Annotated in this window: 23 protein-coding genes and 1 riboswitch; of the genes, 6 read left to right on the forward strand and 17 right to left on the reverse strand. The window is 53.6% G+C overall.

Annotation, left to right across the window (positions count from 1 at the left end; genetic code table 11):
• Positions 1–66: 66 nt before the first annotated feature.
• Together SACSAC_RS07040 and SACSAC_RS07045 are read right to left on the reverse strand one after the other, a co-directional pair.
• Positions 67–1,338: an ABC transporter permease gene (locus SACSAC_RS07040; protein ID WP_037284908.1), complete on the reverse strand. Its 1,272-nt coding sequence runs from the start codon at positions 1,336–1,338 to the stop codon at positions 67–69.
• Positions 1,335–2,069 (reverse strand): ABC transporter ATP-binding protein, encoded by a 735-nt coding sequence (locus tag SACSAC_RS07045; RefSeq protein WP_037284909.1) that lies wholly within the window; start codon positions 2,067–2,069, stop codon positions 1,335–1,337. The genes SACSAC_RS07040 and SACSAC_RS07045 overlap by 4 nt, the downstream gene beginning before the upstream one ends.
• Before the next feature lie 292 nt (positions 2,070–2,361).
• Here SACSAC_RS07045 and SACSAC_RS07050 point away from each other — a divergent pair, with 292 nt between their 5' ends.
• The gene (locus tag SACSAC_RS07050) at positions 2,362–2,829 is read left to right on the forward strand and encodes a MarR family winged helix-turn-helix transcriptional regulator (protein ID WP_037284911.1); all 468 of its coding nucleotides are present in this window, start codon (positions 2,362–2,364) and stop codon (positions 2,827–2,829) included.
• A 187-nt stretch (positions 2,830–3,016) separates the two neighbouring features.
• Here the strand turns inward: SACSAC_RS07050 and SACSAC_RS07055 are convergent, their stop codons facing one another.
• Together SACSAC_RS07055 and SACSAC_RS07060 are read right to left on the reverse strand one after the other, a co-directional pair.
• Positions 3,017–4,444: an MDR family MFS transporter gene (locus tag SACSAC_RS07055; protein WP_051507476.1), complete on the reverse strand. Its 1,428-nt coding sequence runs from the start codon at positions 4,442–4,444 to the stop codon at positions 3,017–3,019.
• Between the two features lie 264 nt (positions 4,445–4,708).
• Positions 4,709–5,011 (reverse strand): hypothetical protein, encoded by a 303-nt coding sequence (locus SACSAC_RS07060; RefSeq protein WP_037284913.1) that lies wholly within the window; start codon positions 5,009–5,011, stop codon positions 4,709–4,711.
• 404 nt (positions 5,012–5,415) lie between these two features.
• Here SACSAC_RS07060 and SACSAC_RS07065 point away from each other — a divergent pair, with 404 nt between their 5' ends.
• Positions 5,416–5,898, forward strand: coding sequence for a GAF domain-containing protein (locus SACSAC_RS07065; protein ID WP_037284915.1), 483 nt, complete (start codon positions 5,416–5,418; stop codon positions 5,896–5,898).
• 246 nt (positions 5,899–6,144) lie between these two features.
• Here the strand turns inward: SACSAC_RS07065 and SACSAC_RS07070 are convergent, their stop codons facing one another.
• The 4 genes from SACSAC_RS07070 to SACSAC_RS07085 form a co-directional block, all read right to left on the reverse strand.
• Complete coding sequence (locus tag SACSAC_RS07070; protein WP_051506937.1) at positions 6,145–6,873, reverse strand: phosphatase PAP2 family protein; 729 nt, start codon at positions 6,871–6,873, stop codon at positions 6,145–6,147.
• Between the two features lie 555 nt (positions 6,874–7,428).
• Positions 7,429–8,760, reverse strand: a complete 1,332-nt coding sequence (locus SACSAC_RS07075; protein ID WP_084777951.1) for an Nramp family divalent metal transporter — start codon at positions 8,758–8,760, stop codon at positions 7,429–7,431.
• A 268-nt stretch (positions 8,761–9,028) separates the two neighbouring features.
• Complete coding sequence (locus tag SACSAC_RS07080) at positions 9,029–9,556, reverse strand: DUF402 domain-containing protein (RefSeq protein ID WP_037284917.1); 528 nt, start codon at positions 9,554–9,556, stop codon at positions 9,029–9,031.
• A gap of 34 nt (positions 9,557–9,590) precedes the next feature.
• The gene (locus tag SACSAC_RS07085; protein WP_037284919.1) at positions 9,591–10,043 is read right to left on the reverse strand and encodes a MarR family winged helix-turn-helix transcriptional regulator; all 453 of its coding nucleotides are present in this window, start codon (positions 10,041–10,043) and stop codon (positions 9,591–9,593) included.
• 89 nt (positions 10,044–10,132) lie between these two features.
• On the opposite strand from SACSAC_RS07085, the gene SACSAC_RS07090 reads away from it, so the two are divergent.
• Complete coding sequence (locus tag SACSAC_RS07090) at positions 10,133–10,582, forward strand: GNAT family N-acetyltransferase (protein WP_037284921.1); 450 nt, start codon at positions 10,133–10,135, stop codon at positions 10,580–10,582.
• Positions 10,583–10,802: 220 nt separating this feature from the next.
• Here SACSAC_RS07090 and SACSAC_RS07095 read toward each other — a convergent pair whose 3' ends face one another.
• Together SACSAC_RS07095 and azlC are read right to left on the reverse strand one after the other, a co-directional pair.
• Positions 10,803–11,129, reverse strand: coding sequence for a branched-chain amino acid transporter permease (locus SACSAC_RS07095; protein ID WP_037284924.1), 327 nt, complete (start codon positions 11,127–11,129; stop codon positions 10,803–10,805).
• Positions 11,126–11,854 carry an azaleucine resistance protein AzlC gene (gene azlC, locus SACSAC_RS07100; RefSeq protein ID WP_037284926.1) on the reverse strand — a complete coding sequence of 243 codons (729 nt, stop codon included), beginning with the start codon at positions 11,852–11,854 and terminating at the stop codon, positions 11,126–11,128. The genes SACSAC_RS07095 and azlC overlap by 4 nt, the downstream gene beginning before the upstream one ends.
• Positions 11,855–11,969: 115 nt before the next feature.
• Between azlC and SACSAC_RS07105 the strand changes: the two genes are divergently transcribed.
• Positions 11,970–13,358, forward strand: coding sequence for an aminotransferase-like domain-containing protein (locus SACSAC_RS07105; RefSeq protein WP_037284928.1), 1,389 nt, complete (start codon positions 11,970–11,972; stop codon positions 13,356–13,358).
• Positions 13,359–13,450: 92 nt separating this feature from the next.
• Here SACSAC_RS07105 and SACSAC_RS07110 read toward each other — a convergent pair whose 3' ends face one another.
• The 3 genes from SACSAC_RS07110 to SACSAC_RS07120 form a co-directional block, all read right to left on the reverse strand.
• Positions 13,451–15,463, reverse strand: a complete 2,013-nt coding sequence (locus tag SACSAC_RS07110; protein ID WP_084777952.1) for an acyltransferase family protein — start codon at positions 15,461–15,463, stop codon at positions 13,451–13,453.
• A gap of 273 nt (positions 15,464–15,736) precedes the next feature.
• Entirely contained in the window at positions 15,737–16,366 is a 630-nt protein-coding gene (locus tag SACSAC_RS07115) for a M15 family metallopeptidase (RefSeq protein WP_051506938.1), read from the reverse strand.
• A gap of 172 nt (positions 16,367–16,538) precedes the next feature.
• The gene (locus SACSAC_RS07120; RefSeq protein ID WP_037284930.1) at positions 16,539–17,759 is read right to left on the reverse strand and encodes a TraB/GumN family protein; all 1,221 of its coding nucleotides are present in this window, start codon (positions 17,757–17,759) and stop codon (positions 16,539–16,541) included.
• 207 nt (positions 17,760–17,966) lie between these two features.
• On the opposite strand from SACSAC_RS07120, the gene SACSAC_RS07125 reads away from it, so the two are divergent.
• Positions 17,967–18,434 carry a nucleoside deaminase gene (locus SACSAC_RS07125; protein WP_037284932.1) on the forward strand — a complete coding sequence of 156 codons (468 nt, stop codon included), beginning with the start codon at positions 17,967–17,969 and terminating at the stop codon, positions 18,432–18,434.
• 39 nt (positions 18,435–18,473) lie between these two features.
• A riboswitch (purine riboswitch) is annotated at positions 18,474–18,573 on the forward strand.
• Positions 18,574–18,674: 101 nt separating this feature from the next.
• Positions 18,675–20,483, forward strand: a complete 1,809-nt coding sequence (locus tag SACSAC_RS07130; RefSeq protein ID WP_037284934.1) for an adenine deaminase — start codon at positions 18,675–18,677, stop codon at positions 20,481–20,483.
• Between the two features lie 293 nt (positions 20,484–20,776).
• Here SACSAC_RS07130 and SACSAC_RS07135 read toward each other — a convergent pair whose 3' ends face one another.
• The 4 genes from SACSAC_RS07135 to SACSAC_RS07150 form a co-directional block, all read right to left on the reverse strand.
• Entirely contained in the window at positions 20,777–21,652 is an 876-nt protein-coding gene (locus tag SACSAC_RS07135; protein WP_037284935.1) for a YitT family protein, read from the reverse strand.
• Between the two features lie 119 nt (positions 21,653–21,771).
• The gene (locus SACSAC_RS07140; RefSeq protein WP_245608597.1) at positions 21,772–22,176 is read right to left on the reverse strand and encodes a GNAT family N-acetyltransferase; all 405 of its coding nucleotides are present in this window, start codon (positions 22,174–22,176) and stop codon (positions 21,772–21,774) included.
• Between the two features lie 333 nt (positions 22,177–22,509).
• Positions 22,510–22,824 (reverse strand): hypothetical protein, encoded by a 315-nt coding sequence (locus tag SACSAC_RS07145; protein ID WP_037284939.1) that lies wholly within the window; start codon positions 22,822–22,824, stop codon positions 22,510–22,512.
• A gap of 37 nt (positions 22,825–22,861) precedes the next feature.
• Positions 22,862–23,479 (reverse strand): NAD(P)-dependent oxidoreductase, encoded by a 618-nt coding sequence (locus SACSAC_RS07150; protein WP_037284940.1) that lies wholly within the window; start codon positions 23,477–23,479, stop codon positions 22,862–22,864.
• Between the last annotated feature and the right edge of the window lie 10 nt (positions 23,480–23,489).

A 23,489-nucleotide genomic window follows, 5' to 3' on the forward strand; every position in this document is an offset into this window, starting at 1 on the left:
CGGACGGCTTTTTGCGTGTTGGGAAAAGTCGATTGAGACTGATGAACTTTCTATTCATGCCGACGTCTAAGCTGCACCTTCTTTCTTCTGCCAAAATGCCGCCAGCATATACGCGAGCAGCATCCCAACAGCCGCCCCCGGAAGTCCCAAAGCAACAGCTCCCCACCAAGCCGCAAACATTTTCACGCCCAGGCAAGCACTCAATGCAAAAGCAATCGGCAGCATTTGCAGTCCCACCGCAGGTCCGCATGCCGAGTCGAGCAGCACGCGATCCATCGTGGCAACCGGCGGAAACGCATGCTCGGCGAATTGCAACCAAAGCCCTCTCAGCCACATGGAGAATAACAACAGCATCAGCGGCACGACAATCCATCCGACCCACAGCGGGCCGACGATTGTAGCGGCTAGACTCACACTGGAAAATTGCAGATACATGCGGGCATAACCCCGTTCGCGCAGCGCGCTTTTGAGTGCGGCATCCGCAACCTGACGTGTCTGCCACTTGCCCATGAAGCTTGGGAGTAACGGTCCTGAACGCCGCTGGAGCCGCACCTTCTGCTTCGGCAGACGGGGCTTATCCATGGACTGGGACAATAAAAGTGCCGTGAAACGAAGTCTTGCAGCCAAGTCGACAGCCGTACTTTCCTCGAAATGATGGGACAGCATGGAACGCTTATGAGTCAGAATCCCTGCCACTGCACCGAACAATACGGTAACGAGCCCGCTGATCGCCGTCCCGTTAGCCATAGCCCAAATAAATAAAACGGACGCGGCAACCGTGCCCAGAATGAAAGCCCAACGCTTCAGCCATTCTTTTCGGAAGACTCCGACAAAATGCGTAAGCATCCCGATAACCGCGTGCAAAGTCCAGATCATCAGATACAGTACGGCAAGGCTTTCCCAAGGAAGCTCGTAACCCTCTCTTAAAAAAGGTAACAGAAGCAGAAAAATCAATACGGATTTGCCAAACTGAAACACGACAAACCCTGTGCTCGCCCGCCCCAACACGCCGCGCAACCACCCGGGTCTCTGTCTCAAAAAGACGGCGTCCGCCGGTTCCAACAATAGAATCGGCCGTGAAGCGAGCGCCGTTAGCAGCGGAAGAAGTCCCAACACAGCCAGCGGCATATGTTCGAATACCGCCGGGATCTCTCCATGCCAGAACCCATAATAATAACGCAAGCCCAGCAAGCTAAAAGGAATGATAATGTATAACGCGACGACCCAATCTACGACCAGACTCAGATTGCGGCGCTCGCCTGCGATATAATCATGCAGCCGACGTCGAAACAAGGCTCCCGGCGCCGCCAAGCCTGCAAATACCGAGTTCCCGCTCATACCGTCAAAGCCTCGAAGCAGTCGAACAGATCTCCTTCCGCCAGACCGCTCGTTTCGCGAATTTGGGCAAGATTTCCCTGAGCCGCCGTTTCTCCGCCCGAGAGCAGCACGAAATAATCGCAAATTTTCTCCGCCGTATCCAGCACATGCGTACACATCAATACCCCCGCTCCCCGCTTACGCTCTTCTTCCAGCAGGCGCAAAAAATCTCGTGTCGCACGTGGGTCCAGCCCGATGAAGGGTTCATCGACAATGTACACATCCGGCTTCAGCAAAAATCCGATCATGAGCATCATCTTCTGCTTCATGCCTTTCGACATGCCGCCCGGCAGCTTATCGCGTGCATCGGTCATACGGAATCGCGCAAGCAACTCATTGGCATGACGTTCGAAATCCGGTTCATCCATCCCGTAAGCCGCTCCTGCCAACGACAGATGCTCCCACAACGTCAATGTATCGTAATAAAGTGGCTGCTCGGGAACATACGCATACGTCCCAGATCCTCCAAATTTAATCTCGCCTTTTACATGAGGGACCAGCTTTAAAAGAGCCTTGATCGTCGTACTTTTCCCCGCTCCGTTCGGCCCGATCAATCCAACCAACTCTCCGCTAGCCACCTTGAACGATATCCCGCGTACGCAAGCATCTCCCGGTGAATATCCCGCTTCGTCAAGGCTGACCTCCAGCGCGTATGTACGTTCGTTCGGTTCATGCTCCGTCGACACTTCCATCTCGATCCTCTCCTCATATCCATTTGCCAAACGTCCTGATCCACGCGCTCGGCGTACTTGCCTGAGAAAACAAGCTTTTATTCTCCACATTACGGCTTATTCAGCGTTTTGTTTCTTTTTTCTCCAAAACGCTCCTGTGCGCGCCATCACTTCAAATTTGAAGCTTCCGTGAAAAAGAAAAAATTTAAATTATTAAAAATGAAAAACTGTGACAAATGACATGTCGTTAAACATTAGCTCTGAACTAAGATAAATATAATTCATCTACCAAAATTTGAAAGGCGGAGGCACAATGATTCATGCTCAGGCACGCGATACCGAACTGTCGCTGCATCTGTACCGGGTGTTCGCCAAATCGTTCAAAAGCGTTAACGAACATGCCGTAAGCGGCAGCAAAATTCAAGGATTCAATCCTACGGCGTTTGCCGTTCTCGAAGTTCTCTTTTTCAAAGGCCAACAACCTATTCAACAAATCGGGGCCAAGCTTCTGCTGCAAAGCGGCAACGTCACGTACGTGATCGACAAGCTGGAGCGTCACGGCATGCTGGTCCGCCACCCTTGCCCAACCGACCGTCGCGTCATTTATGCCGATCTGACGGAAAAAGGACGCGCCTTAATGGACGAAGCTTATCCAAATTATGCAGAACGTCTGACGAATGCGCTTAGCGGCTTGGAAGAAGAAGAAAAGCTTCAACTGATCTCGCTGCTCAAAAAAATGGGCATGGAAGCAGAAAGATTGTCTCCGTCGGCACGCAAGTAACGCGGCGTCCCGGCGGCGGAAGTTTTTCAACGTTCATTGCGTTCTAATAAGTGAAATTTTTCTCAATGTTTGATTGTATGTTAAAAAACGATTTTCCGTGTTCTGACGCATCGCTTCAAACCTGTCCTTTTCAAAGGTTGAATCGACGGATCGGGATCGGAAAATCGTTTTTTTATCATGTTATTTTCTATTCCCGCGGCGCAGGAGGACGCTTGCTCAGCGGAATGACCGCCAGCAGTCCCAATGCGGTCAACACCAGCATCACGATGAACAATTGGTGCAGTCCGCCTTCCAGCACGCCGGATAAACTAGCCAGCTTATCCGCAGGAAGTTCGGCGCGTCCGTGCTCGGACAACAACTGATTGATATCCGCTTCCGTAGCTCCGGAGGCTCCGCGATCCGACAGCAGCGAAGCGTTCAGGAAAGTTCCGAAAAAGGCTACGCCGAGCGTCTGTCCGAGCGTACGCAGAAACGTATTCAGCGCCGTCGAAGCCCCGCGCAGCGAGTGCCCGACCGAGGATTGGGCGATGATCGTGAATACGGTCAGCGACATGCCGAAGCCCAAGCCGAGTACGAGCATCAGTAGCGGAAGAACATAAGCCGGCGCGCTGCCGCCGAGCAACGCTACCCCGCCGCTTCCCAGTACCAAGGCGGACAACCCGATGACGGCCGCGCCGCGCGCGCCGCTTTTGGCGATCATTTTACCGCCTATGAACGATCCGACGATCCAAGTGAACGACATCGGAGCCAGCAGCATGCCGGACAATACCGCGCTCCCTAATTGCACACCCTGAACCCATAACGGGATATAAGTGGTCAGACCGATCAATAAGGTACTCACGAAGATCGCCGCGATACTGGAAAAGGTGATATCCCGAATACGGAACAGCTTCAGCGGTACCATCGGTTCCGCGGCGCGACTCTCGATCCATACGAATGCGACAAGCATCACCACAGCTCCGGCCAACAGACCGATCATGAGCGGCGAATTCCAGGAAGCGGACTGTCCGCCGGAAGTGAGCGCAAGCAGCAGAGCCGTCATCCCGATGGTGAACGTCGCGGCTCCGGCCCAGTCGATCTGCGCTTTTTTCCGCGTACGCTCTTCTTTCAAGAACAGCATAATGAACAGGACGGCCAATAACCCGAACGGAACGTTGATCCCGAAGATCCAGCGCCATGAGAACGTATCGACCAGGTATCCGCCGAGCAAAGGGCCGACCAGCGATGCGATGCCCCATACCGAGCTGATCATTCCCTGGATCTTGCCGCGCTCCTCCATCTTGTACAGATCGCCGACGATCGTGTACGTGACCGGAATTACGGCACCGGCCCCAATTCCTTGCAGGGCGCGGAAGGCGATTAACTGTTCCATGCCTCCGGCAAATCCACATAGCGCCGAGCCGACGATAAACAGGATACAGCCAAACAGGAAAATCGGTTTCCGTCCGAATAAATCGCTAAGCTTGCCGAAGATTGGCGTTGTGACAGCCATCGTCAGCAGGTAAGCGGCAAATACCCAGCTCATCAGCGAAGCCGCCTCGAACTCGCCCACGATCGACGGCGTAGCCGGACTGATCACCGTACCTTCTACCGCCGCCAAAAAGGTGGAGAGCATCAGCCCCGCCAGCACGTATTTTCGTTTGTCTTGCAGTTGTTCCACAGCTTCAAAAGCCTCCCGTTCCAAAGTCTTGATCCTCACGCGACTCGGATCATGCAGCTACCGAATGCGCAATGACGCGTCCTTCCATTCTATCACGTAATCCATCATAAAAATCCCCGAATTCGCTCCTTGGAGACGAACTCGGGGATTCGACCGCTTCAAGACCATCGGCTCTGAGCGGTTGCCTCAGCACGTATAGAGTAAATCGTTCGCTCTGTTTCAGGCTCCTGCCGCTTTGGCGGTCGGACGTTCGGTCAGCACTTCCGAACACATGCTGCCGAGCGAATTGCGAACTTTGCGAAGCTCGGTAATTCCGGCTCCGGTCAGCGTGTATTCCTCGCCGTGGGCGGTAAGCAGATTCTCCGTTGCCAGATTCTCCAGCTCCTGCTTAACCTCCCGGTCTGCGACCCGGTAACCGGCACGCTCCAGTTTGGGCAGCGCTTCACGGATCGAGATGTCCTGCTCTTCCGCATAATGCAGCAGGTGAATCCTTACGAATAAATTCTGAGTTGCAGCCTGCATATCGCCTCTCCTCCATTCTGTGAACGACTGTCGCATCCTTTAATGTTCGATTGCAGCGGCATATCCGGTGGGTCTACCTGCATTCGGCAAAATACGCAGCGTTTGAGTTACCCACTACTTACCCGCCCGTTTCATGTAGGAAACACCCGGCTTTGCAACTTTCTCCGTCGTAAAGCAACTCCGCATTCCATGGACAGATTTGGCTGCATCGTCAAATCCGCCGAGCAAATCGGAGCTCTGCCGAGGATTTCATTCCTGCCTTATCCATTGACATTTATACCGGAAAAGGCCTTAATTAAGAATGCCGGATACATCGTATTCGGCCTGATCGTTTGCCTGAACCAGGCAGAACCTGCCCGGTCGACATTTTTCGAAACTGTATGCGAATAAGGAGGCTCACGCCCATGTTTGAAACGAAAATCTACGCCGGTTCGCGCGAAGAAAATTACGCGACCGCGCTGTCCCAATTGAAAGCCCTGATCGACGGCGAGCCCGATCGCATCGCGAATCTCGCGAATGCTTCGGCATTGCTTGCCCAGTGCCTGCCCGATACCAACTGGTCCGGCTTCTATCTGTATGACGGAAAAGAACTCGTGCTCGGCCCGTTCCAAGGTCTGCCGGCCTGCATCCGCATTCCGATGGGCAAAGGCGTCTGCGGCACCGCCGCACAGACGCGCGAAACGCAGTTGGTCGAGGACGTGCATGCATTCCCGGGGCATATCGCCTGCGATTCGGCTACGAACAGCGAGATCGTCGTGCCGTTGATTGCGGAGAACGGCGATCTGATCGGCGTGTTGGACATCGACAGTCCGGAACATGCGCGCTTCGACGAGACGGATAAAGAATTCGTCGAAACATTCGCGAAGATTCTCGTCGCGCAGCTGTAATTTTTATTCGCTAGAGGAAGCTTGGGGCGGCCAAGAGAGAAATTCGCTCAAGACGCTGTCTCGCCTAATAAAGCCTACGGCTTTATTGGCTCAAAGGCGTCTTTCGCTGAATTTCTCTCTTGGCCTCTTGCTTCGGTTTTTATAAAAAAGGACAACATTCTCTCTGGGGAGAATGTTGTCCTTTTTTGGATTAAGGCAAGAAAACAGCTTGAATGCTTACCATTTGATGACTCTAAAAGGCTTCGCTTACGACATAATTCCGCTGCCGCGCATGTTTTCTTGGCGTTCGGCTTCGGTGCGGCCGCCGAGGCGGCGTTGTTTGCGGTGGCGCCAGTATTCGAAGACGCCGATCGTCAGGGCCAGCCAAGCTCCGCTGGCGACGTAGCCGCCGATGACGTCGCTCGGGTAATGGACGCCGAGATAGATGCGGCTAAGGCCGATGGTCAAGGTCAACAGAATACAGGCAGCAAGCGCGGCGATGCGAATCACACGGGGGCGAATCATGCGCCAGAGCAGATAAGCCAGGATGCCGTAGAGCGCGAATGCTCCCATGGAGTGGCCGCTCGGGAAGCTGAATGAATATTCTTGAGCCAGGCGATTAATATCCGGACGTTCGCGTTGGAACAAATTTTTAAGCAAAATATTGATCAGCGCGCTTCCTCCGGTCGCGACCAATACCAGCAGCGGTTCCCAGCGAAGACGCGGCACGACGAGCAGGAACAGCAGCAGGATCAGCTCCAACACGATAACCACTTTGGTCGATCCGATCCAGGATAACGTCTCCGCCGCAGCCGTCCATCCCGGCGATTCCTGCGCTTGAATCCGCCCGATCCATTTATGGTCAAAATCAATGACGCCCTGGCTGCCCGAACTGACCAACATCGCGATTAGCACAAATGCCACGGTTAGCACGCCGAAGCCCATAAAACAAAGAGCCGTATGCCTCATCGAGGCTTTCGTTTTCCATCTTTCCATTCCTATTCCTCCGAGTTCATCTTGAAGTAAGCGTGCCTAAAAAAACACTGCCGGAGTCGCCTTCTATATCACTTGGCGGCATCGAATCCCCATCATACCACCCAGCCGACTTTACATTCAATTTACGTTCTTCTCGACATATCTAAACACTTCCCGCCAAATCAATGCTGAAATCCCTTGCCCAGAAATCATACCATCCCTCTGACTCTCCATTTTCCTCAACAAAAAAACCTCCCCGCCGTAGCGAAAAAGGTTTTTATGAGACCTGAGCCTTCCCGTTAAGCGAAGGAATGATTTTCCCTTACAACAACCCCAAAGCTGAAGCCCTTTTGAAATTCCGCCCTTCCCCGGAAAGCCCAGCGGAGGGAGTAATTCAGTGAAGGAGCTGAAGCATTTCGAAGAAATCCACTTCGGAAGCCTATGCTATAGTTCGCCTTTGTATTTGGGAAGCATCCTTATTCAAATCAAATCCAGCTTCCCAAATGCAACACGCGACCGGAACGAATTTCTCCCGCAGCGCCACGCTCCCACCGAACAGGACTTTCAACCCCGGCTTCAGAAACTCTCCACCACCAAAAACACGTTCAGCGCAATCACCAGCGCCGCGATCGCCCAGCCCAGAATCTTCGTGATCGGCCGATTCACGAGCCCGCCCATCAGCTTACGGTCGCCCGTGAACATCATCAGCGGCACAAGCGCGAACGCGATCCCGAACGATAGAATCACCTGACTCGTAACCAGCGCTTGCGTCGCATTGATTCCCGAAATGATCAGTACGAGCGGCGGCGTCATCGTGATCGCCCGGCGCAGATACAAATTGATCCGTTTATTGATAAAGCCCTGCATGACCACGTCGCCCGACATCGTACCCACCGACGAACTCGACAGACCGGCAATCAGCAGCCCTAAGCCGAACGAGATCGCAGTCGCGGGACCGGCCAATTCTCTAAAGTGAATAAATGCTTGATCCAGTTCTTCAACGACCAGGCCGTTTTTGAAGAACAACGCGGCGGCAATGATGAGCATTGCCATATTCACAGCTCCGGCCACGACCATCGCGAACACGATGTCGAAAAATTCAAGCCGGAAAATCTTTTTCTTCTCTTCCTCGTTACGGCCGACAATCCGATTTTGCGTCAGCGACGAGTGCAGATAGATGGCGTGCGGCATAACCGTCGCGCCCAAGATGCCTGCGGCGAGCATAATGCTTTCAGTCCCTTGGAACTGCGGCGTGAAGATGCCCATCGCTACGGCGCCCATATCCGGCTTCGCCATGAACACCTGGAAGGCAAAAGCCAATACGACAGCGACGACCATGCCCGCGATTCCGGTCTCAAGCGCCCGGAAGCCGCGGCGTTGAAGCTCCAAAATAGCGAACGAAGCGACGGCCGTAATCAACGCGGCAGGCAGCATCGGAATACCGAAGATCAGGTAAAGACCGAGCGCTGCCCCGATAAACTCGGCTAAATCCGTCGCGATAATGACCAACTCGCTCTGAATCCACAAGAAGATCGAGACGCCTTTGGGGAAGCGGTCCCGTGCGACTTCCGGCAAGTTACGCCCTGTCGCGATCCCGAGCTTCGCCGATAAGGCTTGTATCAATACAGCCATCAGGTTCGATCCGAAGATCACCCACAGCAGCATATATCCGTACTGCGATCCCGCCGTAATGTTGGTAGCAAAGTTGCCCGGGTCGATATAGGCTACCGCAGCTATAAAGGCCGGGCCGAGGAACGGCAGCAGCCGCTTGAGTCCTTTGGTTTCTCCGTTCAATACGGCTTGCGCGGCCAACTCGGTACGGGTTCTCGCTTCAGCCTGCCGACCGGCTGGCTCGTTGATTGTTTTTTCTCTCTGGCGCTCGGCTTTTCTTTCGATGTCTCTCTCCATGAATCCTCACCTCTTCGTCTCTATCTCTGTTTGATTCTGTATTTGTATTTCCTTGATCTACATTTGTTACCCTTACGCACGATTGTTTCCCCTGCGCAACTTTTGAGTTGATTATAGTCCTTTTCTTTCTATATGTAAACACTGCAATAAACAATTGTTTCATAAAAGCGAACTTTTTTTCATCTTTTTTCATCCCGCATAACGGAAAGCACAAAAAAGCGACGAAGCCTTAAGCCTGCGTCGCTTAATTACATAACCGATCCGGATACTAAGAGTGCTTCTGCTTCGACGTTTGGACTGCAATCCGCGCAATCCGATCTTCCAAACTCCCGTCAAACGGAAATACGTTCTGCCGGATCCGCTCCTGCAAATCGCTCAAAGCCTGCCGCGCATACGCCGCCAAATCGTTCGGGTAGTTCAGCCTGACACGATTCTCCTCAAACTCCTCTTCGTCCACCACATGCCAGCCCGATTCCTTATTCCACAACAGGTCCAGATCCAAATCAATAAACGAGACATCCGCTCCATCGCGTATACAAGGCTCCGAAATATTGCAATAAACCGAAATCACTTCACCGTCCAAAATATCGAAGCTGACCGTGAAGCCCTCTTGCAGCGCGTACACCTCCAGAGAAGCATGAGGAATCTTAAACGTCTGCCCTTTCGTATGGTGCTTAAGCGATCGGCCTGCTTTTCCTTCCGCGATCAGAAAGCCTTCCCGTTCTTCGAGCAAGGTCATTTCCCAATCATAATGCGCAATATTGCCGTATTTCATCGAATGCAGAAACAGTTTCATTTTGCGACTCCTTTTCCGAAAACGAGATCCGCTTCTAATACTCGCGCGTCCCGCCGTTTTTCACCTTTTCCCAATCCGGTTCGACGTTGGCGCGCACCTTTTGCAGCAGCCGAAGCAGCGTTTCTTCTTCTTCGGCACTCAGTCCTTTGACCGCGGCGGCGTTGGAGTAATCGTCCTCTTTGCGCAGAAACGCGTACATTTCCTTACCTTTTTCCGTCGGGTACAGCGCTTTGTTCTTTCGGTTGTCGGACTCCTGCTCCTTCCGGATCAAGCCGCCCTGTTCCAGCTTGTCGATCGCGCGGGAAGCCGTCGAACGGTCCACCTTGACCATATAAACAATCTCTTCCTGAATGATTCCCGGATTTTCGCAAATGCGCACCAGATAGATATATTGATTTTTGGAAAGGCCGTATGGCTTGAATTCGATGTTGGAAATCGATTCGAAGCATCTCGCGATTGCCCCGACCTCCCGTAAAATATTGCCCATGACGCCCCCCTTTTATTGCAAACGCAATAAAAATATTGTATGCTTCCTTCAGCGTATTTATATTGAATTATACACAGGGGGCAGCAGACATGCAGTGGCATTTGAAATCTTTTGAACAACTGAGCGGAGACGAACTTTACCGAATTCTTCGGGAACGGGTGGGCGTCTTTATGCTGGAACAGAACTGTTTGTACCCTGAGATCGACGGCAAAGACCCGCAATGCCACCATCTTTTTGCGGAAAAAGACGGACAAATCGCGGCCTATTGCCGATTGCTTCCTCCCGGTGTGGCGTACGCGCAGTCTTCGATCGGCCGCGTGCTGGTCAACGACGCCTTCCGCGGTCAGGGACTGGCTCAAGAGATGATGACGCGCGCGATCGCTTTCCTCACGGAAGAATCGGGCGAAAAGGAAATCAAGATTCAAGCCCAGCATTACCTCGAAAAATTCTACGGCTCGTTCGGCTTCCGTCCGATTTCGGAGGTCTATCCGGAAGACGGAATTCCGCACGTGGACATGTTGAGGGGAGGAAACGCGTAACTCGTTTCGGGAATCCTGTTCGCTGGGGAAGCGCGGGGGCGCTGCGGGGAAAATTCGTTCAAGACGCTGTCTCGCCTAATAAAGCCTTCGGCTTTATTGGCTCAAAGGCGTCTTTCACTGAATTTCCCCCTTCGCTCTAGCTTCCCAAATGAACAGGGATTGCCCGATGCGCTACGCTGTCGGGAAGAGAGAAGAAAAAGAATGAAAAATCAAGTTCGGATCAGAGGCGAATCAAGATCATGTACAGGATCGTGCCTGCGGCGATGGATAAGAACATGTTCTTTTTCCATAGATGCAGCCAGACGACCACGGCTACCGATACCAGTTCGGGCAGGCCGTGGGTTGCGGACAACAGATTGATGTCTTTCAGACTATAGATGACCAACAGACCGATTGCCGCAGCGGGAAGGACGCGGCCGAGGTATTTGACGTATTCGGGCGTCGGACGGCCGGGAGGGAAGATCAGGAACGGCAGGAAGCGCGTCGCCATCGTGCCGAGCACGACGACGGCGATCGTCACTATTTGTTGGCTAACGGTCATCATCATGCGGGACCTCCTTCTTCGGCTTCTGCCGTTTTGCGTTCCAAGGCTTTGCGCGTCAAGGTCAGCATGGCCAAGATCGCGATCATCGAAGGAATGATAAAGCGGTCCGGACCGAACAAGATCAGGCCGAGCACCGAGATCGCGATGCCGATTACGGCGCTATCGTGGATTTTTTGCTTCATCCATTGTTCCACGAAGATTACGACGAACAGCGCGGTCATGACGAATTCCAGACCTTTCAGGTCAAAGTTCACGAACGAACCGAGTACGCCTCCGACGGTGGCTCCGGCTACCCAATACGCATGGTTGAGCAGCGTCACGAAGAACATGAACCAGCCCCGATCCACGCCTTCCGGAATTTTGGCCGAGTAGTTGATCGAGAACGACTCGTCGCACATGCCGAAGATCAGATACGGCTTTTTCCAGCCTGTTCCTTTATATTTTTCCAACATCGAGATTCCGTAAAATAAATGCCGCGCGTTGACCATCAGCGTCAACAGCAGCGCTCCAAGCGGATTGAAGGCTCCGAGCAGCAACCCGACCGCCACGAATTCCATCGAACCGGCAAAGATCAGCAGACTCATCAGGAACGTCCAACCCGCGCCGAAGCCCGATACGTTCATGAATACGCCGTAGGCGATTCCGAGGAACATAAAACCGGCCAGAATCGGCAGCGTCACGGGAAATGCGGCGCGGAATGCTTTTGAGATTGTTGCATGTTCGTTCATATCGTACATTCCTCTCTTCGCTTGTAAACTTATAAAGTTCATATTAGGCTCGTAAATCCATACAATCAATTATATAATTGTATGGATTACAATTTTGCGAGGAGTGAATAACCGGATGCCGATCAATTCGTTTGTCGATTATCCGATGTCCTGGCGTCCCGAGCGGCGCGAGCTGAACCGTCCGATCTACCTGTCGCTGGCCCGGATGCTGGAGCGCGATATTACAGAGGGCTTTCTGCCGCCGGGAACCAAGCTTCCGCCGCAGCGGGAATTGGCCGATTTTCTGGATATCAACTTCACGACCGTCACCCGCGCCTACAAGACCTGCGAGTTGAAAGGACTGCTGCACGCCGTGACCGGAAGCGGAACGTTCGTCTCGACCAACGCCGTTCGTTCCGTCACCATCTCGCGAGACCGCGTGCCGGTGGAATGTATCGATTTCGGCTTGGTGGCCTCGTTCGAGCAAAGCAACTTCATGATCGCCGAAGCGGTGAAAAAGGTAGCGGAAAAAGCAGGCGTCGAGCGCTTGCTCAACTACGACGACCCCGCCGGCATTCCGCATCAAAAAGAAGCCGCCCTCCGTTGGATGCAGCCGCTGGGCATCCAAGCCGCCATCGACCAGGTCGCGATCGTATCCGGTGCGCAAAACGCGTTGACGATCACGCTGCTGGCGCTGTTCGAACCCGGCAGCCGGATCGCCGTGGACGAATATACGTATTCCAACTTTATCGAGCTGGCGAGATCGCTGCGGATCAAGTTGATTCCGATTCCCGGCGATGATTTCGGCATGCTTCCGGAGGAGCTGGACAACGATTGCCGTAACATTGAGCTGCAAGGCGTCTTCTTGATGCCGTCGTGCTGCAATCCCACCGCGATCTTCATCCCCAACGCACGCCGAAAAGCATTGGCCGACGTGATCGAAAAACACGGTCTTATCGTCATCGAAGACGACATCCACGCGGCTCTGCTACACGGAACGACGCCGGAAGACGGCATCCCTCTCCGTCAGATGCTGCCCGAGCAGACCGTCTATATTTGCAGCACCAGCAAGTCGATCTGTTCCGGCCTGCGCGTCGCTTACGTCGTCTTCAGCGACGCCATGCGCGAGCGAATGCTTCGGGCGATCTACCACGTCAACGTTAAGACCTCTTCGCTCGACGCCGAAATCATCACCGAGATTATCGCGTCCGGGCGCGGAACCGACATTGTCGCATACAAAAAATCGCTGGCGAAATCCGCCAACGATTTATTTGCCGACTATTTTCCCCAACCGGACGATCCCGGCCATCCGCTCAGCTTTTTCCGCTGGCTGCGTCTGCCGAATCCGGTCCATGCTTCGCGCTTCGAGAGCGATCTGCTGGCAAAAGGCGTGCGCGTTTTCCATTCGGAACGCTTTCTGGTCGGAACGGCGTCGCGCGAGCAGCATGTGCGCGTCGCCTTATCGTCAACCGAATCGCGCGACGAGCTGCGGACAGGGCTTGAGATTCTTCGCAGCCATTTATGATCGGAGTTCCGCGTGCGCCTTGTGCTGTTCGTTAGCTTTATCGGCAGCCCGTTTTTATCCCGAACAGCAAAGCTGAAAATCAAGGCTGCGATTCAGGAACGAATCGCAGCCTTTTTCTCTACCGCCTGCTTTACGAGCCCCGCAAAAGCGTCCGCTCCCGCGGGAGTCAGATGCACGCCGTCCTCCGAGAAATAATCGTTATGTCCCGCGCTGGCGCTGTACCAATCGATCAGCGAGACATTGTCGTAACGCTCGCACGCTTCCGTCAGGGAACGGTTCACGGTACGCTCCCAGGAGCGCGGAACTCTGACTGTCACGAGATAGACCTGCTCTTTGCCTTGCAGACTGTCCAATACTTCGTTCAGCTTTTTCGAATTGAACGAGCCGTTCGTACCCAGCTCGATTACGACGCGGCCGCCCAGCTTTTGCCGACTTTCCAGCTGCGACAGCAGATCAGGGGCTTCCCACATTTGCCGCCCGACTTTACCGTCCACATGGACTTTCGCGATGCTTTCCTCCAAATAAGGCTTGGCGTCAAGAATCACCGAATCGCCGATAACGGTGTACGCCACTTTGTCCGCGTTAGCAGTTGGCTGCTCGCCCTGCGTCTCTTTCGAAGGTGCAGAAGCAGCCGGAGCCGAATGATTCGTTTTCTGCGGAGCAGGCGGCGTGCTATTGACCGAAGACCCCAGTCTGCTCGGCAAAGCTTGCTTGTTTCCCTGTTCCGCAGTCTTCACCGTTTCCTTGGAAGGAGCTGCCGCCTGCTCTTGCGGAGCAGAATCAGCCGCTACGGCCGCGATCTCAGGCTCCGGCGCATGAGTCATTCGAACCAAGGCAAGCACGATCAGCGCCGCGCTCATCAACGTAAACGTTCGGGAGAGTACGATACGGCCCGGACGGCGCCTGCCGCGCTTCCATAGACCGGATGCGAAGGCGCGGAATCCATGCCGGCGAATCGGATCTTCGATTACTTTTAACGATACAGCCGCCAATACGAATACAGCCAACAGTTGAAGCGCAACCCGAAGAAAATCAACCCCTCCCGTGTCCACGCTCGGCGTCGTTAAGACGATAACGGGATAATGCCACAGATACAACCCGTACGAATGCCGCCCGATCCAACGCAAAGGCGCAATCCCGAACATGCGGGCCAGTACAGACGTCGGATGCGCCAATGCAGCGATAAGCAGCGCGGCAGCCAAGGCTTGCAGCGCCATGCCGCCCGTGTACAGCGCCGGGTCATACTCGCTTCCCGTCAGCATGACGTAGATCAGGAACGCCAAAGCCGCGGCTCCCGTCAACTCCATCGCAATTCGTGCGCCGAGACTGATCGCGGAAGACAGCTTTTGACTCGGCCAGACCACAGCCAGCGCCGCCCCCGCAAGCAGTGCAAAAGCGCGCGTGTCCGTTCCGTAATAAACACGACTCGGATCGAGATCCGGGTTGTAGAATAACGCCATCATTTCCGCGGACAACAGCGCAAGTCCGATAATAAATACCAGCAGCGGTCCCTTTTTCTGCATCAATGGAACGAGCAGCAAAAGCAGCAGCGGCCATACGACATAAAATTGCTCCTCTACCGCCAGCGACCAGAAATGCCCGAACGGCGACGGAGGCCCGAAACTTTCAAAGTAAGAAACGTGATGAAAAATGTACCACCAATTGCTTATGTATAACGCCCCGGCTCCCAAGTCCCCGCGAAGCTCGGACAGTCGGCCCGGATCGGCGAAAAATAACCAAATCATAATAGCGGCCATCACGGCAAACATGCCGGGGAGAAGCCTTCTCGCCCGTCGAATATAGAAATCAGCGAGGTTGATGGAACCCGTGCTGTGCCATTGCGAAAGTAGAATGTCGGTAATCAAGTACCCCGATAACACAAAAAACAGCCCTACCCCGAACAATCCTCCCGGCAGAAAACCGAGATCGAGGTGATAGGCGATCACCGCCAATACCGCAACGGCCCGAAGACCGTCCAATCCGTTCATATGCCGTCGACCGTCTTCGGCCTTCAGCTTCCCGGCCTTGCCGGGTCCATGAATATTCGGGGAATATAACGTCGCCCGATTCTTTGCATCTATCGTCTTGCCTGAAGTATTTTGCATTCCTGCTGCACCTTTCATTTCCTGCTTATTTACACCGTTCAAATTATACGCTTGTCCGAAACGTTCAAAGCGAATAAAAGATGACAAAACGGAGTGAAAATCGTAACTTCCTTGCTTCCTGACTGCTTCCTATCGAAACGATACGTTCCATTGTACGCCTAAGATTCCGGCAAGCTCAAGTGCGGAGGCTTTTTTCGGTATTCCAGACTTGAACTTTAATATACCAAGTCACTTTCGCGCCAAGTTTAAAAAACATCTATACCTGATCGCAATTCACTCACCGTTCGCAATCGGTTCGACTTGCGAGCCTTTGGGCACTTTGCCGTTTTGAAGTTGGCGAAGCGTATAGCCGAAGTCCATCTGGAAATGCGGATAATCGGGAAAACGATCCCAGTCGCCGCCCCAGTCAAAACCTAAAGCTTTCGCCAGTTCGACGACTTCCATCCAATCGGAACGGCCGTTGCCGTTGCGATCGACTTCCATGTCCCAGACTACGCCGCCGTTTCCGTCGCGTAGGGCAAAGTCGATGGCTAGGCCGTAATTATGGTAAGACTGGCCGCCTCGGGCGTTGGTGACGATGTTCCCCGAGTCTTCGCGTCCTTGGCGGAACAACCGATCCTGTTCCTCGCTGCTGCGGAAATCCGACGTGATCACAATTTCGATGCCCCGTTCGGCGGCTTGGGCGATCAGCGTATCGGTTTTGGCCCGCACCTCTGGATGGATGCCGACAATACGGCCTTCTTCTTCGTCCGGAACGTCCGGCACATAGCCGAAATACGCCAACCCTTTCCAAGCCGCGACCAGCAGGATCAGCAAAAAGACGATCGAAATCAAGGTCGTCTTTCCTCTTTTCTTTTTGCGTGCCGCTCTGCGAACCTTCGGCCTTGGCGCTGCCCCCGACATCGGTATGCCCCTTCCTTTTTCCGTACTTGTTCATCTTGAATTTATAACATTGCGGCAGGATAGAGGGCAAGTCGCGCTATTCTTTCAATTTGCGCATAAAAAAACGCCGATCGAACTCCTGATGCAGCATCAGGGAATCGATCGGCGTTTTTTGTTGTTTTGATTGATTTCTTTACTTGCGAGAAACGGTATACCCTTTGTCCTCAAGCAGCTTGAGCACGCCGTCGTTGCCCAGATAATGCGCCGCGCCTACGACGATGAAATACTCTTCGGCTTTGCCGCTTTTCAGGTAGCCGTCGATCTTGTCCGCCATGCCGACGTTGCGATCAACCAGCAGGGCTTTGTAATATTCCGGATCCGCCGCGATGGACGTGGTCATCTCGAGCAGAGCCTTTTCGTCGCCGCTTTTCCACATTTCGGCCATCTCGTCCGTGCTGTCCACGACGGTATCGAAGCCTTCGATCGCCGCTTTCAGATTGCGTTCCTGAAGTTCGTCCGACAACCCGTTGAACATGCCGAGCTGGGATTCGTACGTTTCCAGTTCCAGCACCGGAATTTTGTTTTTGACCGCTTGTTGGATGAAATACAGATCAATGCCCGATTCGGCTTCGTAGCCGGCTTCGCTCGTTTGCAGGCTGCCGATCGTCGTTTCGACCACCCATGGCTTGAATTGATCGAAAGCGTCGGCTTTGAGCCCGTTGGCTTTCAACAATTCGCCGAGTTCTTTGTACGTCTGCGCCGAGATATGGTCTTTCAGCGTTGTTCCGTCCGTGTAAGATCCCATCTCGAGCACCATTTTTTGCTGCGCTTCGTCGGCCGCTTTGCTCACGTCGATCTCGACGCCCAAATAATCGGCTTCGGCGAACGCTTTTTCAAACTCGTCGCGCAGCGGATAGAAGCTATCGTCCGCGATGTGCATCGAGCCGACCAGATAGACGGTCGTCGGGCCGTTTTTCACTTCCCATAGGAAACCGCGCGCCGCCTCGCCCGTTGCTTTCGAGACCAGCAGTACGGTGTTGGTCTGACGATCCCAGCGAACATCGTAGCCCGCTACTTCGGCCAGGGAACGCACCGGGATGAACGAGACGCCGCCGATCAGCTGCGCTTTTTCTTTGAGCGTAACGGTATCGCCGTTCACGACGATGCGCACCGTTCCGTTTTTGACGTCTTGCAGCTTGCCGCCCAGCGCTTCGACCGTCAGACGGACAGGCACGAGCGTGGTTCCTTTTTTGACAACCGCTTCGCCGTACGAATAATCGATCGCTTTGCCGTTCACTTGGATACTCGTATCCGGTGAGGATGCCACAGGCGCAGCTGCCAGGGCAGGAACCGAAGACGCGAACAAGCCGACGGAGACGGTCAGGGACAAGAGCATGTTTTTCCATGGTTTCATGTAGGTAGGTTCTCCTTAAAAGTGGGATATGAACAAACAGTTGTCTTGCCTACTCTTTACCTTTTACCCAGATTCGCGCAAAAAGTCGCAGGCTTCTTATTTCAAAACATGACGGACATTTACAAAAAAGCCCTTGCCCTTTAGACTATCTGAAACAGACTTGTCGAAATACTCAATCTATTCGCCGGATAAAGGAGATTTACGAGAATGAGCACGTTAAGCACGGATGAACGATTCATGAAAAAAGCGATCGAGGTCGCGCTGCAAGCTCGTCAAGAAGGCAACGAACCTTTCGGCGCGGTGCTGGTCAAAAACGGCGAGATCGTGATGATCGGGGAAAACCGAATTCATACCTTCAGCGATCCGACGCATCATGCGGAACTCGGGCTGATTCGGCAGTATTGCACGGAGCAGCAGATTTTCGACCTGAGCGAGTACACGCTGTACACCAGCTGCGAACCGTGCGTCATGTGCTCGGGCGCGATGGTCTGGTCGAATCTGGGACGGATGGTGTACAGCGTCTCCCACGACCAACTTGCGGAGATCGCGGGCGGCAATATCATGATCGCGTCCAAAGAAGTATTCGAGAAAAGCCCGCAGCGACCGGAATTGACGGAAAAGGTATTGAACGAAGAAGGGCTGAAGGTGTTCGAGGGGTATCGCTTTTCGTCTTGAGGTTTGCGACGCGGCTTGATATAATCGTCCCTAATCGATCACCGCGAAAAATTGCATACGCGTATAACTCCGTAGATAAGGTACGGGGGGCTCTACCGGAAACCGTAAAGTTCCGATTACAAACAAATGCATGCCTGGCAGGCGTGTTTTCGAGCGGTTGAAATCCGTTCGCATTTGCTTTGTGATCGGGATTTTTTTATTGTTTAACCCACCCTAATCACGCGGAAAAGGAGCCTGTGCATGTCAACGAACCTTTCAGCTTTAAGCAAACGAATCGAGGTCGCGGCCAAACGTGTTCATGCCGACCTTGTTGTCAAAAACGGAACCATCGTCAATGTATTTACCGGCGAAATGATGCAAGGCGATATCGCTGTCGTCGACGGGATGATCGCGGGCATCGGCTCGTACGAAGGACGCGAAACCATCGACGCGAACGGACGCATCGTCGTGCCGGGCTTTATCGACGGTCACGTCCATATCGAGAGCACGATGCTGCTGCCTTCGGAATTCGCCAAAGTCTCGCTGCGCCACGGCGTGACTGCCGTCGTCACCGATCCGCACGAGATCGCCAACGTCGCGGGCGCGGACGGCATTCAATATCTGCTCGACGACGCCGAAGAGGTTCCGTTGGACCTGTTCGTCATGCTTCCTTCCTGCGTACCCGCAACCCCGACCGAAAACAACGGCGCGGTGCTGGATGCCGATAAGCTCGCGCCTTTCCTCTCGGACCCCCGCGTGTTGGGACTGGCCGAGGTGATGGACTTCCCTTCCGTCGCAAACGGCAGTCCGGATATGCTGGCCAAACTGGACGCGATCCGCTCCGGCGGCGGGTTGATCGACGGCCATGCCGCAGGAATCGGGCGCGAGGATCTGAACATTTATAGGGCTGCGGATATCCGTACCGATCACGAAGCGGTGAATGTCGAGGAAGCGCGGAATCGTCTGGAACTGGGCATGTATCTCATGATCCGTGAAGGCACCGTGGCGAAAGACTTGAAGGCGCTGCTGCCTGCGATCACGTCTCGCAACTCGCGCCGCTGCCTGTTCGTGACCGACGACGTGCTGCTGGATGATCTGATCGAGATCGGCAGCATCGACCATTGCGTTCGGTTGGCGATTGGAGAAGGACTTGATCCGATAACGGCCGTGCAGATGGCGACATTGAACGCTGCCGAATGCTTCGGTCTGCGTCATCTCGGGGCGGTCGCTCCGGGATATCAGGCGGACTTCCTGCTGCTTGACGATCTGAACGACGTGAAGATTCACCAGGTGTATAAAAAAGGGCTTTGCGTGTTCGATCAAAAAAAAGAACCGAAGTTGGTTCCCGAACCGGACGAGAACGGCGAAGATACGACGGTTCCTTGGTGGCTTCAGTCGCGGCAGCCGATCGCTGCCCCCGATCCCGAACCGCGAATCGAACTTCCTTCCCTTAATGCCAAGCCTGTTGAGATCGAAGATATCGCGATTGCGCTGCCTTCTGGATCTCCGCAATGTCATGTCATCGAAGTCGTGCCGGGCAGTCTGATCACGCAGCGGAGTGTTCAGGTCGTGAAGGAGCAAGGCGGATTTTTCCAACCTTCCATCGAACAGGATCTGCTTAAAATGGTAGTCGTCGAGCGGCATCGGGCGACCGGAAATGTCGGGGCTGCGATTGTGCGAGGGTTCGGGTTGAAGCGCGGGGCAATTGCGACGACAGTGGCGCATGATTCGCACAATATCGTGGCGGTCGGGGCGTCGGATGCGGATATCGTGGCGGCGATCGAGCATGTTGTCGCGTTAAACGGCGGGCTGGTTGTTGTCGAAGACGAGAAACTAATTGCGTCGTTGGCGCTGCCCGTGGGTGGATTGATGTCGGACAAGCCTTATCAGGATGTGTATGCGACGATGCGAGAAGTGAATCGTGTACTGCCTCGATTGGGCGCTTCGGAAGAATTTAATTTATTTTTGATGTTGTCGTTTTTGACGCTGACGGTGATTCCGGAGTTGAAGGTGACGGATCAGGGGTTGTATGAGTTTTCGTCAAACTCTTATATTAACGTAGTAGTGTAAAATGAGGCGCTGCGGGAGGGATTCGTTTCGATCGCGTGTTGACTTTGGGAAGCTGATTGAATTTTATAAGGAAGCTTCCCAAAGTCAAAGGCGAACGCTAACGCTTCTACACTGAATCCCTCCCTCCGCTGGGTTTGACGACTAGTGGTGGGTAGAAGAAAGGCCGTTCCCAATGAATTTGGGAACGGCCTCTTTGCGGTGCAAGTTCTACGGGCTCTACAAAATTATAGGCGAAATGTGCGTTTGCAACGCTGTTTCGCGATAAGCTTTGCATGGTTGCAAAGTGTAAGAGCTTAGTGGATGTCTTTTTTCTTGAAATTACCGCCTCTGACTTCGGCGACGTCGTAGACGACGACGAAAGCGTTGGGGTCGATTTCGTGGATGATTTCTTTGATTTTGCTTTCTTCCATCCGGTTGATGACGCAGGTGATTTCTTTGAATTGTTCATTGCTGTATCCGCCGTAAGCGTCGGAATAGGTCGCGCCGCGGCCGAGGCGGTCGCGGATCGTTTCGACCATGATCTCCGGTTGGTTGGTGATGATTTTGAACGTTTTGGAGCCGCTGAGACCTTCTTCGACGATGTGAATGACCTTGGAAGCGATAAAGTAAGCAAGAGCCGACAGGATCGCGCCTTGCAGGCCGAAGACGAAAGACACGACGACGAACACGAAGGTGTTCAGGAACAGGATCAGGTCACTTGTACCGAAAGGCAGCTTGCGGGACAACAGGACGGCCAGCATGTCGATCCCGTCGAGCGCGCCGCCGTTACGCAGGGCCAGACCCATGCCGGTACCGATGATGATACCGCCGACGACGGTGACGAGCAGCGTATCGCCTTCGATGATCGTCGGAACGTGGTGCATCAGGCTCGCGCTGATCGCGAGTGCCGCAATGCCGACGATGGAGTACAAAGCGAAGCTTTTCCCGATCTGCTTGTAGCCGAGCCACACGAACGGGATATTGATGATACCGATCAGAAGGCCGAGCGGCAGGCCGAACAACTGGGAACCCACGATGCTCAGGCCGGTCACGCCGCCATCCGACACTCGGTTGGGAATGAGTACGGCTTCAAGGCCATACGCGGTAATAACGGCACCGATCACAATCAACAACACTCTGGAAAAAATCTTCAACAGCTTGTTTTTCTTGGACGTTTTTTCTTGCCCCATGCTTGCTTCCCCCTTTGAAAAAAACACTATCCTCTAGTTTATACCAACCGCCGCAAATTCGGCAAATCAAAACGGGACGTTTTTGCCGATCCGACAAACCGTCCCGCCTCCTTTTGCCATTAATAGAAACGCTCCATCACCACGTACTCTTGACCGCCTTTGTTAAACACGACCTGCGTTTGCTCCAGCCCGAATTTCTCGTAAAACGATACTTTGTTGCTTCTGGCATTGCAGCAGATATGCTTCACGCCTTTGCGTTTCGCTTCGTTCAGTACATGGGTCAACAGCTTGCTGCCGCAGCCTTCGCCCTGCCGATCCGCCAACGTGGCAAGCTTGCGGAACTGAGCGTCCTTCCCTTGCACGAACAGCGACACGACCGAGATCACTTCTTTTCCATCGAACAATCCGTAATGAATCCCTTCATCGTCGTCCGGCAGCTTGATGTAATCAAACTCTTCCTGCGGCCACATGACCTGATGACGCAACTGCCATACTTGTTCTTTGGTTATTACCTTGACTCCCACTTTCAATCAAACCTCGCATTCGAATAAATAGACTTGTTTAAAATAAAAAAGGACGCAACTTGCTTACCCTGCTTTTACGGATAAGAAGGCGACCGGTTTCAGTTTCATCCTGCATTGTACCATTTGTGCGGGAAATGTGAGAGGGGTGGAATGTAAAATTTTCTGAAGCCACTACAACTTTCCTACAAAGAGAATCCACGAGAGTTTCGAGCATTGGGCACTGGATACGATCGTATCCAACCAGAGTAAAAGCAAGGCATGTATCGCGGCATTCATGAATTGTTGTTTATATGCAGCATTGGCGAAGACAACTGAACGATAAGTCCGATGTCGCTACTCCGTGTTTGCCTTTGAGACTCCGACCATCTCTAAATACTTTGCTTCATTGATATAATACTTATCCTTGTACTTAACGATAAAATCCTTATTTTCGAACCCGGTTTGATAGATCGTGTTATCGTCGGCATCCAAAAATGAAATTTGGCTCTCCCACGCCACGTAACGTAGAGAGCCGTTCGTTTTATTGATTGCTTCGCTCAGCGAAATGAATCCGGAAGGGACTTCGGTATCGTCGCTTCCGCAAGCGGTCAAATACATCATGAGAAACACGAGCATCGCCAGGCCTGCCCCGAAATATTTACCGCGCATGATTCGCCTCCCCGTATCCTTGCGCAACTCCCGTCCGTTAATAAGCAATCCCTACACGACAGCCTACATACTCCCGACTCTCCAACTGACCGTACGCGAACTGCGCCGTATCCCCCACCGTGATCCGTTCCCCGCCTTCCGGCAGTCTATCCCGCTCCACCCGATATCCGCCTACTGCTTCCCCGTCCGGCAAATACGTCGGGCAGACGATCGTCCAGTCCAGTTCCGATGCTTGCAGCAGCTCGTACACGCGTCGGTGCTCCTCGGCGGCGCGGGTCGATTTGCGTTTGGAGTCGCTCGATTGATAGCGCAGCAGCTCCGGCTCGGTGCGGCTTTGCAAAATTCCGGCGGTGCCGACCGTTACGATCCGCCGAATGCCGAACTCCCGCATGGCGTCGATGATGATCGGCATACTGTCGCTGAGCGTCGTTGTTTTGTCCGTATTCAACGCGCTGATCACAGCCTGCTGCCCTTCCATGACGCGCCGAATGTCCGCAGCGTTGCAGGCATTTCCCTTATTGACTGTCAGTCCTTCGCGGGCTCGAACCTTGCCTGGATCGCGCACGAGCGCCGTCACCTCATGTTCGTAGCGTAAAGCATGCTCAACGATCAAACTGCCGACTCGCCCGGTTGCGCCTAATATAAGAATACGCATACGTTCATCC

It is taken from the genome of Saccharibacillus sacchari DSM 19268, from assembly GCF_000585395.1.
Lineage (GTDB): Bacteria > Bacillota > Bacilli > Paenibacillales > Paenibacillaceae > Saccharibacillus > Saccharibacillus sacchari.

Bases quoted from the DNA above. Each gene is read 5' to 3' on its own strand.
- SACSAC_RS07045 (WP_037284909.1), bottom strand. From the start codon at position 2,069: ATGGAAGTGTCGACGGAGCATGAACCGAACGAACGTACATACGCGCTG.
- SACSAC_RS07125 (WP_037284932.1), top strand. From the start codon at position 17,967: ATGAGCACGTTAAGCACGGATGAACGATTCATGAAAAAAGCGATCGAG.
- SACSAC_RS07040 (WP_037284908.1), bottom strand. From the start codon at position 1,338: ATGAGCGGGAACTCGGTATTTGCAGGCTTGGCGGCGCCGGGAGCCTTG.
- SACSAC_RS07050 (WP_037284911.1), top strand. From the start codon at position 2,362: ATGATTCATGCTCAGGCACGCGATACCGAACTGTCGCTGCATCTGTAC.
- SACSAC_RS07070 (WP_051506937.1), bottom strand. From the start codon at position 6,873: ATGGAAAGATGGAAAACGAAAGCCTCGATGAGGCATACGGCTCTTTGT.
- SACSAC_RS07150 (WP_037284940.1), bottom strand. From the start codon at position 23,479: ATGCGTATTCTTATATTAGGCGCAACCGGGCGAGTCGGCAGTTTGATC.
- SACSAC_RS07110 (WP_084777952.1), bottom strand. From the start codon at position 15,463: ATGCAAAATACTTCAGGCAAGACGATAGATGCAAAGAATCGGGCGACG.
- SACSAC_RS07135 (WP_037284935.1), bottom strand. From the start codon at position 21,652: ATGGGGCAAGAAAAAACGTCCAAGAAAAACAAGCTGTTGAAGATTTTT.
- SACSAC_RS07105 (WP_037284928.1), top strand. From the start codon at position 11,970: ATGCCGATCAATTCGTTTGTCGATTATCCGATGTCCTGGCGTCCCGAG.
- azlC (WP_037284926.1), bottom strand. From the start codon at position 11,854: ATGAACGAACATGCAACAATCTCAAAAGCATTCCGCGCCGCATTTCCC.
- SACSAC_RS07060 (WP_037284913.1), bottom strand. From the start codon at position 5,011: ATGCAGGCTGCAACTCAGAATTTATTCGTAAGGATTCACCTGCTGCAT.
- SACSAC_RS07085 (WP_037284919.1), bottom strand. From the start codon at position 10,043: ATGGGCAATATTTTACGGGAGGTCGGGGCAATCGCGAGATGCTTCGAA.
- SACSAC_RS07120 (WP_037284930.1), bottom strand. From the start codon at position 17,759: ATGAAACCATGGAAAAACATGCTCTTGTCCCTGACCGTCTCCGTCGGC.
- SACSAC_RS07095 (WP_037284924.1), bottom strand. From the start codon at position 11,129: ATGATGATGACCGTTAGCCAACAAATAGTGACGATCGCCGTCGTCGTG.
- SACSAC_RS07055 (WP_051507476.1), bottom strand. From the start codon at position 4,444: ATGCTCTCCACCTTTTTGGCGGCGGTAGAAGGTACGGTGATCAGTCCG.
- SACSAC_RS07080 (WP_037284917.1), bottom strand. From the start codon at position 9,556: ATGAAACTGTTTCTGCATTCGATGAAATACGGCAATATTGCGCATTAT.
- SACSAC_RS07065 (WP_037284915.1), top strand. From the start codon at position 5,416: ATGTTTGAAACGAAAATCTACGCCGGTTCGCGCGAAGAAAATTACGCG.
- SACSAC_RS07075 (WP_084777951.1), bottom strand. From the start codon at position 8,760: ATGGAGAGAGACATCGAAAGAAAAGCCGAGCGCCAGAGAGAAAAAACA.
- SACSAC_RS07130 (WP_037284934.1), top strand. From the start codon at position 18,675: ATGTCAACGAACCTTTCAGCTTTAAGCAAACGAATCGAGGTCGCGGCC.
- SACSAC_RS07145 (WP_037284939.1), bottom strand. From the start codon at position 22,824: ATGCGCGGTAAATATTTCGGGGCAGGCCTGGCGATGCTCGTGTTTCTC.
- SACSAC_RS07115 (WP_051506938.1), bottom strand. From the start codon at position 16,366: ATGTCGGGGGCAGCGCCAAGGCCGAAGGTTCGCAGAGCGGCACGCAAA.
- SACSAC_RS07090 (WP_037284921.1), top strand. From the start codon at position 10,133: ATGCAGTGGCATTTGAAATCTTTTGAACAACTGAGCGGAGACGAACTT.